Here is a 13127-nt window from a genome sequence, read left to right as displayed (position 1 = left end):
TGGCTACCGAATATCTGAGAAGGTTCCAGCGCGGTATTTCGCATCGACCGTTCCCCCCGGCTGGGCTATAGCAGCGGTCAACCTGATGATACAGCTTTGACTTTCCGGATAGTCGCCTTGGTTCCTCACGCAAAACCTTCGGAAACGCCTTCGGCCCGCTCGGCGCGGCGCACTGCCAGGGCCGGTTACAGTCTGCTCGAAATCCTCGTCGTTCTGGCCATCATCGCGCTGATCGCTGCGGTCGTTGGCCCACGCTTGTTCGCACAACTAGACCGGTCGAAGACGACGACGGCCCGCCTACAGATTCGCTCGCTGGAGGCAGCGCTGGAGACGATGCAACTGGACATCGGGCGCTTTCCAACCCCTCAGGAAGGTCTGGGCCTCCTCGTCGCCGCCGATCCGCAGCAGGTCTCGGGCTGGTATGGCCCCTATCTGGACAAGGCGTTGCCATCCGATCCGTGGGGGCGGCCCTATGTCTACACACCGGCCCAAGCCCAGCCGGCGAGCGAGGGCGCGGCCCCATCGTCGATCGAGGTCCGTCCGAAGGTCCTCAGCTACGGGGCTGACGGGCAGGAGGGCGGGCAGGGCCCCAACGCCGATGTCACGTCCGATCAAGCCCGCTGATCGCGTCCGAGGTCGTACGCCCCGCGCGGGCATGACGCTGATCGAACTGCTCGTCGTGTTGGCCATCTTCGCGATGGCTACGGCGGTCATCATGCCGTCCACGTCACGCCTGCTGGACCAGGCCACCGCCCACGCCGTGTTCTTCGAGTTCCAGCGCGACGTGTCCGACCTTCGTCGAGAGGCCAACCGCACAGGCCTTGCCGTTCGTCTGATCGATCCGGCGGTGACGCCTTCGGAAGACGACGGTGACCGCGTAATCTCGCTTCGACGGCCCTGGCGCTACACGGTCGCGCCGGCACTGACGATCGCAGAGGGTGGAGCCTGTGGCATCGCCACGGTCAATCTTTTGAGCGAAGACCGGGTTGTTATGACGCTTCAGAGCCGGGATGCGACCTGCCGGTTTATCAGGGTCCGTTGAGGGGCGGCGCTCGTTCCCTGACCTTCATGGTGATCTTCAAGGCTGCGGCTGGCGACTGGATCGCGGGCTGAACATCGTAGAAATAGCCTGATGCCTCGAACTCTTCGACCAGTTCGTCCGATTGACGGCTGGCGGCATAGGGCAGGGTCAGGGTGAGGCTGTCGACCGTCGCCTCGATCTGGGTGGGCTGAAGATCGTGGATCGCCAAAACAGCGAGCGCCGCGCCCACCGAACTGATCGGATTGGTGCGCTGCTCGATCTCCTGAAAGGCGGCCATTCGCCGACGGTCGTTTTCGAAGACCTGAAGCGCCTGAGGCCGGCTCGCCCCGGCTCCCAGCGTCGCGGCCTGGATTTCCAGCTTGTCGGCGTCGCTTCGGAGCTGCAGCGCCTGGCCCGCCCAAAACAGGGCCATGATCATGGCGATCATGGCGAACCCCCCGGCCGTGGCCAGGACCGCCTGTTCACGCGTGATTTCCGCGCCCGACAGGACGAACGCCTCGCTGTTCAGGGCAATCGGCACCTGCTCGACGACCGGAACGGACCCGCTGTCCTCGGCACCGCGCTGCAGCCTGGCGAAACCGCTCCAGGATGTGGCGTCGGGCCGTATCGCGCGCCAGGCCGAGGCCATCAGTGCCCCCGCCTGCCACCACTGCAGTTCGTAGCCGTGATCCAGTTTCAGGATCCGCCAGTCGCGCCCCGGCGGTTGAGCCAGGGTCTCGGGACGGATCACCGGCCGACGTGTGCCATACTGATCCTGAAGCCACGGCTGGATGCGGGCGAGATCCCACCACCAGACGCCGAAACCCGCCCCGGCCTTGACGATCGTGCCGCCGCTGACGAGGTAGGGCGAGGCGATCCGGGCATGCAGACGAGCCGCCTGACGCCGGCGGCGGGGGCTCATTGCGCCGGCATCGAACCAGAAGAAGGTGCACAGCTCGCGCCCGAGCAACAGCACGCGCGGACGCAGCCGCCCTAGGGCTGTGCCCGGGTGAACTTCCTCGACGTGGCCATCGGACCCGAGGCGATCAATTCGCGGCGTAAGGAAACGGTTCAGCATTCGACAGTTCGGTTCCGGTAGGGTCGGGAGTTTCTAGCGTTTCATGCTGATCGACCCAGAAGGGCCGTTCCGGGCGGGACGGTGTCAGAACGACACGCCCCCTATAGGTCCATCGAGAGCGACCGTCGCGTATCTCGAAAACGATCTTTCCGTTCGGAAAGGTATAAATCTGCTCGGGGTCGTCTGTCAGCGCCATACCTGCAGCAGCCCCCAGGTCGGATAGGCTGGTCAGAGGGCGCTGGCCGCGCTCGCGTATCGAGGCTTCGATCTCGCGGTCAGTCATGCCCAGCAACACGCGCAAGGTCGTGGGCGTGGCGGTGTTGACGTTCCAGTACGGCGCGGCGGGATCGGCGGTGATCGACGTCTTCAATCTCTGCCACGCCCGACCTTGCACCGCGTTGCGAATGCCGAGTACCGAAAGCCATTCGCTGGGACGTCTCAAGGTGCGGTTTGCGATCGTGGCCGATCCGTATTTCGATTTCTCGGCCCCATTGATCTGCTCCAGGGCGTCGCTGTCGGTGTAGTCCATGGTGCGGGCACGCAGCCCACGGACGCTTTCTGTATTCATGCCCAGCAAGGCGGCCAGTCTTCCAAATCCTCGATCATCCAGCGTCGCCAGGTTCACCAGACCGCCCTGATCCTGAAGGCGCAACGCGATCGGTCCCTGGACATCGGTCGAATAGGGTCGGCCGTCGAGGAAGATCTCCGCCCTTGCCAGCTTCGTACCGGTGAACGCCCCGTCCCCCATATCCTCCTCGAACCGCACCCCGCCGATCGCAATGCCACGCAGATTCATCGGTTCGGTCGTGGCGGCATAGACAATCAGAGCCTCGCCGGTCAGGGCACGTTCCGTGAATCTGACCCGCGCACGCGCCGACCCGGCTTCTGCGTTCAGGCTGGACAAGGCAGTGATCGCGACCAGGAAGATCAAGGTCACAACCCCCGTGATGGCCAGAACCGCCGGCAGGGCGAAGCCTTGGCGATGCGTCCGATTATGTGAGGTCATCGGGCCTCATCCATACGGCCGGCGGCCCCGACGTGACCTGTTCGATGATGTCGGATCTGTTCGCCTGCATGCGGATGAAAACACGCTGGGCACGGGCTTCTTCCAATCTGGCGCTGGCTGGCGGCAGGCTGGAGTATCTCGGCCCCCACACCAACCCGTCGGTCGAATAGCTGAACCGGGCCGTCGCATTGGGAATGGTCAACAAGGACGTCTTGTGACCGTCGATGGAACAGTAGACGACGGCGTCGTTTCCCACCGTCTCCAAGGTCAGGACCATCTGGCCCGCCCATCCCTGAGGCGCACACTGGGTCGCGCGCTCCATGACCACGGGAGCAGTCAAACGCTGGGCGTCACCCTCGATCGGCGTGTCCAGAGCGGCGTCGAAGAACCGTGCCGGCGGCAGGGAAAAGCTGCGGAACGTCGCCCGCAGATCGCCGACCGCGATATCCGTGTCCGCGACCGACATTGCCCTTCGGCCCAGGGCAAAGCCGGTGTCGCCCGCCTTCACGCCGATCGAAAAGATGATGGCCAGGGCCATGCCGCCGACCGCGAGCACGACCAGGGCCTCGATCAGGGAAAATCCCGAACGTCGGGGACAGGGGTTCATGCCGTCCTGTCTAGCGAAGGCGGCTGCGTCAGGACAGTCCCGCCCGCACAGGACCGTTGCCGCTCCGCTTGGCCTTGTCGGCCTGGACTGGTAGATGCAATCTATCGGAGGGATACGTTGCGCGGTCTGAAGTCAATCGGCATGGTTCTGGGCGTCGCGACCACCATGTGGGTCGCGGGCGTCACCACGAAGGCTGCGTCTCCGGCGACCCTCGCACCTGTGTCCATCGAAGCCCCGGTTGAGACGTCGGTTCCATCGACCCCGACCCTGACTGATGCGCAAAGACGATCGGCCTTCAACGCGAGACTGTCCGAGGCCCTCAGTGCGGGCTCGGGCCAGAGGCTGGCGGACCCGAAGGCTCCTCAAACGCGCCGTGCCGTTCGGCCGTCGAGGCCCACCAACGCCGTCGTTCGCGCCGACAGTCCGCGCGCGGAGAGTCCCGGTGCGGTCACGTCCCCTGCGGTCTTGGCGTCCACGCGTGAGCCGATGTCGACGATCATGCCGCCACCGGTCCGCACCTCTGCGGTCCGTTCAATCGGGCGGGGTTATCGCGCTCCCTCCCTGGACTTGCGAACCGCGCCGGTGGTTCCGACGAACGCCTTGGATTGCCTGACGCAGGCCATCTACTACGAAGCGCGGACCGAAAGCGAAGACGGTCAGGCTGCGGTCGCCGAGGTCGTGCTGAACCGGTCGCGCAGCGGGGTCTATCCTGCCGACGTCTGCGCGGTCGTTTATCAGCGCAACAGCCGGACGTGTCAGTTCACCTTCACCTGCGACGGGTCGATCGGTCGGGGTGCCGTGAACGCCACCGCCTGGGCACGCGCGGAACGGATCGCCCGTTCCGTCTATGCCGGGTCATCGCAAGCGCTGCTGCCTGCCAGTTCGGTTAATTACCACGCGAACTATGTGCGGCCGTCGTGGGGCAGCCGGCTTGCCCGCATCCGCCAAATCGGTGCGCACATCTTCTACGGAGCGCCGCTCCGGTCTGGGACCACACCGGGAGCCTCGAACGCGGTCGTGGCCCCCGTCCGCACACTGGGTCTGACTTTCGTGCGAAACGCAGCCCTGGATGCCGCCTATGCCAGCGCAACCGCGGCTTCGGTGCAGGTCGCAACTTCCAGCCCGGACGCCCCTCGCCCGAACTGACCGGCCAGCGTTCCGTATTGAATGCGTCGGGAATAACCGATACGTCCGCTTCCAAAGGCTGAGGCGGACAGGATTGCGAATGACCACTCCGGTCAAGATTATAAAACCTCGTCGTTTCGGGGACAATCGGGGCTGGTTCAGCGAAACCTGGTCGGCCGCAACCTTCGAGGCGATGGGCCTGAATATTCCGTTCGTTCAGGACAATCACTCCCTGTCGAAGCCTGTCGGTACGGTTCGCGGCATTCACTTCCAGCGTCCACCCCACGCCCAGATCAAGCTTGTCCGCTGCATTCGGGGCGCGATCCTCGACGTCGCCGTCGATCTGCGCGCCCAGTCTCCGACCTATGGTCAGCATGTCGCGGTCGAGCTGTCGGCGGACAACGGCCTTCAGCTGCTGGTCCCGGTTGGTTACGGCCATGCCTTCGTGACGCTGCAGCCGGACACGGAGGTCGTCTACAAGGTCTCCGACATCTACGCCCCTGAGTGCGACGGCGGAATCCTCTGGAGCGATCCCGCGCTCGGGATCGACTGGCCTCTGCCGACCGAGGGGGCGATGGTCTCGTCCAAAGATGCGATCCTGCCGGCTTTGTCCCAGTTCGACAGTCCATTCGCCTATGACGGCGTTCCGTTGGGCACCACCGCAGTCCTGAGCGCGGTTTGACGCGCGTCTAAGATCAAGAGGCCCCATGCGAATTCTAGTCACCGGCGGTGCCGGCTTCATCGGCTCGGCCCTGGTCCGTCGCTTGATCGGGAACACCGAGCACGAGGTGCTGGTGTTCGACAAACTGACCTATGCCGGTCTGCTGAGCTCTCTGGAGCCGGCGTCCGGCAGCAACCGCTATGGCTTCGTCCAGGCGGACATCTGCGATCCTGCTGCAGTCGCCGCCGCGCTGACTGACTTCAAACCGCAGATCATCGCTCACCTGGCCGCCGAGAGCCATGTCGATCGCTCCATCGACGGGCCGGGCGAGTTCGTCCAGACCAATGTTGTCGGCACCTTCAACATGCTGCAACAGGCGCTTGGATACTGGCGCACGCTGGATGAGGCCAACAAGGCCGCCTTCCGTTTCCACCACATCTCGACTGACGAAGTTTTCGGATCGCTGGGGGAAACCGGACTGTTTTCTGAGACGACGCCCTACGATCCGCGTTCGCCCTATTCGGCGTCCAAGGCGGCGTCTGATCACCTCGTCAGCGCGTGGGGTCACACCTATGGCCTGCCCGTCGTGATGACCAACTGTTCGAACAACTATGGCCCCTATCACTTCCCCGAGAAGCTGATCCCCCTGATCATCATCCGTGCACTGAACGGGGAGCCTCTGCCAGTATACGGTGATGGGTCGAACGTGCGTGACTGGCTGTTCGTCGACGATCACGCCCGCGCGCTGCAGGCCGTTTTTGAACGCGGACGTCCGGGCCAGACTTACAATGTCGGCGGCAATGCCGAGCGGCGGAACATCGACGTGGTCAAGTCCATCTGCGCCGCCTTGGACGGGCTTCAGCCGCGCGCTGACGGCAAGCCATATGCCGAACAGATCACCTTCGTCACCGACCGGCCCGGCCACGACGCCCGCTATGCCATCGACGCGACGAAGATTCGCGATGAGCTGGGGTGGAATCCGTCGGTGACCTTCGAGGAAGGCATCCAGCAAACCGTTCGCTGGTATCTGGGCAATCGGACCTGGTGGCAGGCGATCCTGGACGGCCGCTACAAAACCGAGCGACTGGGCATCGCTGGTGGCTGAACCGGTCCCTCACGAGGTCTGTGATATCCTGGTGACCGGCGGAGCAGGGCAGGTGGGGCTGGAGCTTGCCCGCGCCGGGTGGCCGGATAGCGTTCGTTTGCACATGCCGCCGCGGGACGAACTGGATCTGGCCGACGCAGAAGCGGTTCGCGCACTGTTTGCGGCGACGGCGTTCAAGGCGGTCATCAACTCCGGTGCCTATACCGCCGTGGACAAGGCTGAGACTGAGGTGACGGCCGCCTTCGCCGCCAACGCTATGGGGCCGGCCATACTGGCCGAACTCACGGGGAAGGCGGGCATACCCCTGGTTCAGGTCTCGACCGACTACGTTTTCGACGGATCGTCGCAGGCCGACTATGTCGAGAGCGATCCCGTGGGGCCTCTGGGAGTCTACGGCGCCTCAAAGCTGGCAGGCGAAGTCGCCGTGCGGACCGGCAACCGTCGCTCGGTCGTCCTGCGCACTGCCTGGGTGCTGAGCCCGCATCGCGCCAATTTTCTGAAGACTATGCTGCGGCTGGCCGCCGACCGGCCTGCGCTGCGCGTCGTCGACGACCAGACCGGCAGCCCGACGTCTGCGAAGGACATCGCCGAGACCCTTGCTGCGATCACGCTGAGGATGATCGCCGACCCGGCCGCGCCGACAGGGCTCTATCATTTCGTCAATGCAGGCTCGACAAGCTGGGCAGGATTGGCGCGCGCGATTTTCGCCGAAAGTGTTTTGCACGGCGGCCCGTCCGCCCAAGTCGAAGGCATCGCGACCGCCGACTATCCGACACCTGCGCGACGCCCTGCGAACTCGCGGCTGTCGACGTTCAAGATCAGCCGTGACTACGGAATCAGCCCCCGGCCATGGCGTGACGCCGTGGCCGGTATCGTCGCGGAACTGCATCAGGAGACGATCGCATGAAGGGTATCATTCTCGCTGGCGGCTCAGGTACCCGGTTGCATCCGATGACCTTGGTCACATCCAAGCAACTGATGCCGATCTACGACAAGCCGATGATCTACTATCCGCTGTCGACCCTCATGCTGGCCGGCATTCGCGAGGTGTTGATTATCTCCACTCCACGGGACGTCCCGTCGTTTCAGGCCTTGTTGGGCGACGGATCGAAATGGGGCATGGACATCCAGTATGCTGTCCAGCCCAGCCCGGACGGCCTGGCCCAAGCCTATATCATCGGCGCAGATTTCGTCGCCGGAGGGCCTTCGTCCTTGATCCTGGGCGACAACATCTATCATGGACACGGCATCATCGACCTGTTCAAGAGCGCGATGACGCGGCCCAGCGGCGCGACGGTCTTCGCCTATCACGTCAATGATCCAGAGCGATATGGCGTGGTCGAGTTCGATACTGACATGCGCGCTCTGTCGATTGAAGAGAAGCCCCTGCAACCGAGGTCGCCCTGGGCCGTCACGGGCTTATATTTCTACGACGAGCAGGTCGTGGATATCGCTGCCAATCTGAAGCCGTCACCACGCGGCGAACTGGAGATCACTGACGTCAACCGCGAGTACCTTGAGCGCGGGCAGCTTTCGGTCGAAATCATGGGCCGGGGTTTCGCCTGGCTGGACACAGGGACGCCTGACAGTCTGCTGGAAGCCGCTGAGTTCGTGCGCACCCTCGAGAAGCGGCAAGGCTTCAAGATCGCCTGTCCGGAGGAGATCGCCTTCGACCAGGGCTTCATAGACGCGACGCAAATGGAGGCGCTCATCCAGGCACTTGGAAAAAGCGATTACGGTCGTTATCTACGCGGCGCGCTGTCCAGCGCTGGCTGAGCGCGCCAGTAGGCCCAGGCGTCCGCCAGGCCGTCGTCGAGGCTCCATCGCGGTGTGAAGCCGATGCCGTCAATCAGCGCCCTGACGTCGGCTACAAGGACAGGCGGCTCGTTGGCCGGCGTGGGCCGGGCGCCGTACCGAATCAGGTCGGGGCGGCCCGATAGCTCTCCCAGCCGCCCGATGAGGTCTCGCACTGCCACGGCACGGCCTGAAGCGACATTGAAAGGCCCTCTCCAATCTGATCTGAGTGCCGCCACGAAGGCGCTTGCGACGTCGTCCACATGCAGGAAGTCGCGCTCCTGAAAGCCCTCTGAACATTCCACCGGCAGCCCTGCTGCGAGGTTGGCCGCGACATCCGATACAAGGCGATTGCGGTGTTCGCCGGGTCCATAAAGCCAGAAAATCCGGCCCCAGGCGAAGGACCGGTCTTCCTGGCGCGCTGCCGCCTCGATCAATCGCCGCAGAGCGTCCTTGGCCGTTCCGTAGAGCGTCGCAGGAGCCATGTTCGAGGTGTCGCCCAGGATGTCCGTTGACCAGTCGTATTCGGCCACGCTTCCGGCCATGACCAGTCGTTCGCCTCCAGCGTCCCAGAAGGACCGGACCAGGGCGGCGCTGGCGGCGGTCCATGAGAGGTTGTCGGGTGCGGTCCAGAAGCGACCGGGCGTGGCATTCCAGGCGAGGTGGATGAGGTGGGTCGGACGAACGGCGGCAATCAGGTCCCGGGGCGCCGAAGCCTTGAGCAGATCGAAGGAAGCCCAAGGTTCGCCGCCGGGTCCGTGGCCTCGAGCGGCGCCCACCACGTCTACACCTTCAGCCCGAAGCTGGGCGACCACGCGTTGGCCAACGAACCCGGTGGCTCCGGTCACCAGCACCTTCATCGTCGCCAGTCCGGATAGCCCGCGTCGCGCGTGTTGAGTTCAGGGTGCGCGATCGGCCAATCGATGCCGAACGCTGGGTCGTTCCAGCGAACGCCCTGACCAAATCCGGGCCGGAAAGCGGGCGTAATCTGATAGAGGACGTCGCTGTTGTTCGTCAGGGTCTGAAAGCCGTGGGCGACGCCTGGTGGAATATAGAGGCCCAGAGCGTTCTCGTCGGTCAGCGTCTCGCCAACCCAGTGCCCCTCGGTCGGCGAACCGGGTCGAAGATCGACGGCCACGTCAAAGACCGCCCCCCGTACGCACCGCACGAACTTGGTTTCCGCATCGGGTTCGGCTTGGAAATGCATGCCGCGAAGCGTCCCAGACTTCAGGTTATGCGACAGGCTGCTCTGTTCGAACGATGCAACGAGTCCCTGAGAGGCGAACGCCTCACTGCAGAAGGTGCGGACGAAAAAGCCGCGCTCGTCACGCATCGGCGACGCCAGAACGCGCCAGACTCCGGAGATGCGGGTTTCCTCGAAAATCAATCGTAGATCCTGACGGTTGGGATCGGCGTCACGAAGCGGCAACCCCATTCCCGGACGCCGGCCATTTCGCCCATGATCTCTTCCCTGAGATTCCAGGGCAAGATGAGCAGATAGTCAGGCTTGGCCTCGAATATGGCCGAGGGGTCCCTAATCTCCAACCGCGCCCCGGGAAGCATGCGTCCCTGTTTGTGCGGGCTGCGATCGACAGTGAACTGAATGAGATCGGGTTTCACGCCGCAGTAGTTCAACAGAGTGTTGCCCTTTGCTGGCGCTCCATAGCCGACAACGGACTTGCCGTCCCTGTGCGCTTGGATAAGGAAACTGAGCAGATCGCATTTTGTCTCGATCGGCCGCTTCGAGAAGTCGCGGTACGTATCCAGGTCGGTCAACCCGGCGTCCACCTCGCGCGTCAACATCTCGGTCACGCGGACCGTATCCCGTCGGTTCAGGTCGCCGTCGTGCGCGACGTAGATTCGCAGCGAGCCGCCATGAGTCGGCAGTACTTCCACGTCGTACACACGCATCCCGTGCGCAGCAAAAATCCGGCGCACCGTCGTCAGCGAGAGGTAGGAATAGTGTTCGTGGTAGATGGTGTCGAACTGGCCCTGCTGGATCATCTGTAACAGATGAGGGAATTCGATATTGGCGACTCCACCGGGCTTCAGAAGGATCGGGTAGCCTGAAACGAAATCATTGATGTCAGGCACGTGAGCGAGAACGTTGTTGGCGGCCATGACGTCGGCCTGCACCCCGCGGGCTCGCAGGCGTTCGGCGGTTTCCCGGCCGAAGAAGGCGACTTCGCTCTCCACGCCGTGGGCCTCAAGAGCGACAGCGGCCGTATTGGCCGTCGGTTCCACCCCTAGGACAGCGACCCCCGCTGCCTTGAAATACTGCAGCAGATAGCCGTCATTGGAGGCGATTTCGACCACAGTCGAGCCCGGACCCAGTCGTTCGGCCGCGACGGTCTTCTCGGCATAGGCCCGGGCGTGGGCGAGCCAGGATTCCGAGAAGGACGAGAAATAGGCATAGTCGTCGCGGAACAGCCGGTCGGCGTTTTCCGAGTCGCCCAGTTGCACGAGGAAGCACTCGCCGCAAACCAGGGCATGCAGCGGAAAATAGGGCTCGCTGGACGCCGCCGAGTCCATGGGAACATAGTCGTTCGAGATCGGCGAAAGACCCAAGTCCGCAACGGTGGTCGTCAGTGGAGATGCGCAGAAGCGGCAGGAGAATGTCATCAATGGATCTTTGCGAGCTGTTCGAAGGCGGCGATCTGTTCGAGTGTCAGGTCACGCGCCGAGCTGCCCGCCCGGACGTTGTGATACCAGTCGACTGTCCAGCGCAGGGCCAGGGGGAGCGGTAACCGGGGCTGCCAGCCTAGCCGGACACGCGCCTTGGTGGCGTCGACCCGCAAGAGCATGGCTTCCTTGGGGTGGGCGGCGTCGTCCTGAACCCATGACGCGCCATCCGACCAGGCCTCGATGATCCCGTCGAGTACCTGCCGCACGGGCCAGGCGTCGGTATCCGCAGGCCCGAAATTCCAACCCTCCGCCACGCTGTCTCCGCTCTCGAACAGCTTCTGTGCCAAGGTCAGATAGCCGCAGATCGGCTCGAGCACGTGTTGCCACGGACGTGTGGCGAGCGGGTTGCGGATCACGACGAGTTTGTTCGCCTCAAATGCGCGGACGCAGTCGGGGATCAAACGATCGGCGGACCAGTCTCCGCCGCCTATGACATTGCCGGCGCGTCCGGATGCGAGGCGCGCGCCGCCCGGCGCGCTGAAAAACGACTTGCGATAGGATGCGGTGACCAGTTCGGCGCAGCCTTTGCTGGCGCTATAGGGGTCCGAACCTCCCATGGCGTCATCTTCGCGATACGCCCAGATCTGCTCGCGGTTCTCGTAGCATTTGTCGCTTGTAACGTTGACGACCGCCCGCACCGATGGGGTGGCGCGACACGCGTCCAGCACCCTGATCAGGCCCATCACATTGGTGTCAAAGGTGCCCGCCGGATCACCGTATGAAGCATGAACCAGAGCCTGCGCCGCCATGTGGATGACGATCTCCGGCGCAAACGCAGCGACACGGTCGCGGACCTCATCGGCGTGGCGAATGTCGAGGAAACCGTCCGCCTCCAGCGGCCGTCCGACCATAGTCCAGAGGTCCGGGCTGGTTTCCGGAGCCAGCGCTATCCCGCCAACGACCGCGCCCAATTTCTCCAGCCAAAGCGCCGTCCAGACGCCCTTGAATCCCGTATGTCCCGTGAGGAGAACTCGCCGGCCTCGCCAAAAATCGGCCGACGGCGTCACCAGAGCTTCCACTTCGCTTCGCCGCTTTCCCAAAGAGCTTCGAGCATTCGCTTGTCGCGGATGGTGTCCATCGGCTGCCAGAAGCCGTCGTGACGGTAGGCGCCGAGTTGTTGATCGCGAGCCAGACCTTCAAGGGGTTCGCGCTCCCAGACGGTCGTGTCGTCGGCGATCCGGTCGATGACTTTCGGAGAGAGCACGAAGAAGCCACCGTTGATCCAGCTGCCGTCGCCATGAGGCTTTTCGACGAAAGCCGTCACGCGGTCGCCGTCCATGTCGACAGCGCCGAACCGGCCCGGGGGCCGGGTTGCAGTCAAGGTTGCGTCCAGGCCGTGGCTGTCGTGGAAGGACAAGAGTTCGCGGATGTCGATGTCCGCCACGCCGTCCCCATAGGTCATGCAGAACGGTTCATCGTCCAGATACTGCTTCACACGTTTCAGGCGGCCGCCCGTCATGGTCTCGCCGCCCGTATCCACCATTGTGACGGTCCACGGTTCAGCTGCGCTGTGGTGGAATTCGATCTTGTTGTTTCGAATGTCGACGGTGACATCTGTTTGGTGCAGAAAGTAGTTCGCAAAGTACTCTTTAATTACGTAACCCTTATACCCTAGGCACACGACGAAGTCGGTAATTCCGGCCGCAGAGTATATCTTCATGATATGCCAGATGATCGGCTTGCCGCCGACCTCTACCATGGGTTTGGGGCGAACGTCGGTTTCCTCCGAAAGTCGTGTCCCCAAGCCGCCGGCGAGAATTACTGCCTTCATCCCAGTCCTCTTACGGGTCGAATTCCGCCGCCCGTCGATCCCGAATTCGCCTGCCCGTCGCCTAAAGACCGTGTGTAGCCGAGTCAATGATAACTGGCTTTGTCACCGGGGCAACGATGTCCGCGACCTCGCTCCCGATCGATCGAAAGCCTTGTGATGTTTCGGCAAAATGGTCTAGAACAAAGGCGGGACGAAGCTCGATGGACGACACTCAGTCGGAAAGAGGAGCTGTCTGCCGGCGACTTTAGGTTGTTATCTTTGGCGCTGTGCCAAT

15 protein-coding genes are annotated in these 13127 nt (G+C 63.4%); 7 read left to right on the top strand and 8 right to left on the bottom strand.

What is annotated here, in order from left to right; translation table 11 throughout:
- The first annotated feature begins 117 nt into the window (after positions 1-117).
- Both gspG and ACP7A5_RS10595 read left to right on the top strand, forming a co-directional pair.
- Positions 118-624 carry a type II secretion system major pseudopilin GspG gene (gspG, locus tag ACP7A5_RS10600; RefSeq protein ID WP_426041897.1) on the top strand — a complete coding sequence of 169 codons (507 nt, stop codon included), beginning with the start codon at positions 118-120 and terminating at the stop codon, positions 622-624.
- Positions 599-1042, top strand: coding sequence for a pilus assembly FimT family protein (locus ACP7A5_RS10595; protein WP_426041896.1), 444 nt, complete (start codon positions 599-601; stop codon positions 1040-1042). Before gspG ends, ACP7A5_RS10595 begins: the two co-directional genes overlap by 26 nt.
- Here ACP7A5_RS10595 and ACP7A5_RS10590 read toward each other — a convergent pair.
- The 3 genes from ACP7A5_RS10590 to ACP7A5_RS10580 all read right to left on the bottom strand — a co-directional run bounded on the left by ACP7A5_RS10590 (position 1029) and on the right by ACP7A5_RS10580 (position 3712).
- Positions 1029-2099: a hypothetical protein gene (locus ACP7A5_RS10590; RefSeq protein WP_426041895.1), complete on the bottom strand. Its 1071-nt coding sequence runs from the start codon at positions 2097-2099 to the stop codon at positions 1029-1031. The genes ACP7A5_RS10595 and ACP7A5_RS10590 overlap by 14 nt on opposite strands.
- On the bottom strand, positions 2068-3030 hold the full coding sequence (locus ACP7A5_RS10585) for a hypothetical protein (RefSeq protein WP_426041894.1): 963 nt from the start codon (positions 3028-3030) through the stop codon (positions 2068-2070). The genes ACP7A5_RS10590 and ACP7A5_RS10585 overlap by 32 nt, the downstream gene beginning before the upstream one ends.
- Positions 3031-3091: 61 nt before the next feature.
- Positions 3092-3712, bottom strand: a complete 621-nt coding sequence (locus ACP7A5_RS10580; RefSeq protein WP_426041893.1) for a prepilin-type N-terminal cleavage/methylation domain-containing protein — start codon at positions 3710-3712, stop codon at positions 3092-3094.
- Positions 3713-4312: 600 nt separating this feature from the next.
- On the opposite strand from ACP7A5_RS10580, the gene ACP7A5_RS10575 reads away from it, so the two are divergent.
- The 5 genes from ACP7A5_RS10575 (at position 4313) to rfbA (ending at position 8379) form a co-directional block, all read left to right on the top strand.
- Positions 4313-4858: a cell wall hydrolase gene (locus ACP7A5_RS10575; RefSeq protein ID WP_426041892.1), complete on the top strand. Its 546-nt coding sequence runs from the start codon at positions 4313-4315 to the stop codon at positions 4856-4858.
- Between the two features lie 79 nt (positions 4859-4937).
- Positions 4938-5519: a dTDP-4-dehydrorhamnose 3,5-epimerase gene (rfbC, locus tag ACP7A5_RS10570; RefSeq protein ID WP_426041891.1), complete on the top strand. Its 582-nt coding sequence runs from the start codon at positions 4938-4940 to the stop codon at positions 5517-5519.
- A gap of 25 nt (positions 5520-5544) precedes the next feature.
- The gene (gene rfbB / locus ACP7A5_RS10565; RefSeq protein WP_426041890.1) at positions 5545-6603 is read left to right on the top strand and encodes a dTDP-glucose 4,6-dehydratase; all 1059 of its coding nucleotides are present in this window, start codon (positions 5545-5547) and stop codon (positions 6601-6603) included.
- The gene (gene rfbD, locus ACP7A5_RS10560; protein ID WP_426041889.1) at positions 6596-7510 is read left to right on the top strand and encodes a dTDP-4-dehydrorhamnose reductase; all 915 of its coding nucleotides are present in this window, start codon (positions 6596-6598) and stop codon (positions 7508-7510) included. The genes rfbB and rfbD overlap by 8 nt, the downstream gene beginning before the upstream one ends.
- The gene (rfbA, locus tag ACP7A5_RS10555; RefSeq protein WP_426041888.1) at positions 7507-8379 is read left to right on the top strand and encodes a glucose-1-phosphate thymidylyltransferase RfbA; all 873 of its coding nucleotides are present in this window, start codon (positions 7507-7509) and stop codon (positions 8377-8379) included. The genes rfbD and rfbA overlap by 4 nt, the downstream gene beginning before the upstream one ends.
- On the opposite strand, the gene ACP7A5_RS10550 is transcribed toward rfbA, so the two are convergent.
- From ACP7A5_RS10550 to rfbF, 5 genes are read right to left on the bottom strand one after another with little or no spacing between them, the layout of a single operon-like run.
- Positions 8346-9245: an NAD-dependent epimerase/dehydratase family protein gene (locus ACP7A5_RS10550; RefSeq protein ID WP_426041887.1), complete on the bottom strand. Its 900-nt coding sequence runs from the start codon at positions 9243-9245 to the stop codon at positions 8346-8348. The two genes, rfbA and ACP7A5_RS10550, sit on opposite strands and share 34 nt — an antisense overlap.
- Positions 9246-9253: 8 nt before the next feature.
- Positions 9254-9832, bottom strand: a complete 579-nt coding sequence (gene rfbC / locus ACP7A5_RS10545; protein ID WP_426041886.1) for a dTDP-4-dehydrorhamnose 3,5-epimerase — start codon at positions 9830-9832, stop codon at positions 9254-9256.
- Complete coding sequence (locus tag ACP7A5_RS10540) at positions 9781-11019, bottom strand: methyltransferase domain-containing protein (protein WP_426041885.1); 1239 nt, start codon at positions 11017-11019, stop codon at positions 9781-9783. Before ACP7A5_RS10540 ends, rfbC (ACP7A5_RS10545) begins: the two co-directional genes overlap by 52 nt.
- Positions 11019-12089: a CDP-glucose 4,6-dehydratase gene (rfbG, locus tag ACP7A5_RS10535; protein WP_426041884.1), complete on the bottom strand. Its 1071-nt coding sequence runs from the start codon at positions 12087-12089 to the stop codon at positions 11019-11021. The genes ACP7A5_RS10540 and rfbG overlap by 1 nt, the downstream gene beginning before the upstream one ends.
- Positions 12086-12853 carry a glucose-1-phosphate cytidylyltransferase gene (rfbF, locus tag ACP7A5_RS10530; RefSeq protein WP_426041883.1) on the bottom strand — a complete coding sequence of 256 codons (768 nt, stop codon included), beginning with the start codon at positions 12851-12853 and terminating at the stop codon, positions 12086-12088. The genes rfbG and rfbF overlap by 4 nt, the downstream gene beginning before the upstream one ends.
- Positions 12854-13127 lie beyond the last annotated feature (274 nt).

The sequence above is a fragment of the Brevundimonas sp. TWP2-3-4b1 genome (assembly GCF_049897665.1).
In the GTDB taxonomy this organism is placed as follows: Bacteria; Pseudomonadota; Alphaproteobacteria; order Caulobacterales; family Caulobacteraceae; genus Brevundimonas; species Brevundimonas subvibrioides_B.
Note: the sequence above shows the minus strand (reverse complement) of the source record. Positions and strands in the feature narration are given on the sequence as shown.

Excerpts from the sequence above, each read along its gene's own strand:
- rfbC (WP_426041891.1), top strand. The coding sequence starts at position 4,938 with ATGACCACTCCGGTCAAGATTATAAAACCTCGTCGTTTCGGGGACAAT.
- rfbF (WP_426041883.1), bottom strand. The coding sequence starts at position 12,853 with ATGAAGGCAGTAATTCTCGCCGGCGGCTTGGGGACACGACTTTCGGAG.
- ACP7A5_RS10540 (WP_426041885.1), bottom strand. The coding sequence starts at position 11,019 with ATGACATTCTCCTGCCGCTTCTGCGCATCTCCACTGACGACCACCGTT.
- rfbA (WP_426041888.1), top strand. The coding sequence starts at position 7,507 with ATGAAGGGTATCATTCTCGCTGGCGGCTCAGGTACCCGGTTGCATCCG.
- ACP7A5_RS10590 (WP_426041895.1), bottom strand. The coding sequence starts at position 2,099 with ATGCTGAACCGTTTCCTTACGCCGCGAATTGATCGCCTCGGGTCCGAT.
- ACP7A5_RS10580 (WP_426041893.1), bottom strand. The coding sequence starts at position 3,712 with ATGAACCCCTGTCCCCGACGTTCGGGATTTTCCCTGATCGAGGCCCTG.
- ACP7A5_RS10595 (WP_426041896.1), top strand. The coding sequence starts at position 599 with ATGTCACGTCCGATCAAGCCCGCTGATCGCGTCCGAGGTCGTACGCCC.
- rfbC (WP_426041886.1), bottom strand. The coding sequence starts at position 9,832 with ATGGGGTTGCCGCTTCGTGACGCCGATCCCAACCGTCAGGATCTACGA.
- rfbB (WP_426041890.1), top strand. The coding sequence starts at position 5,545 with ATGCGAATTCTAGTCACCGGCGGTGCCGGCTTCATCGGCTCGGCCCTG.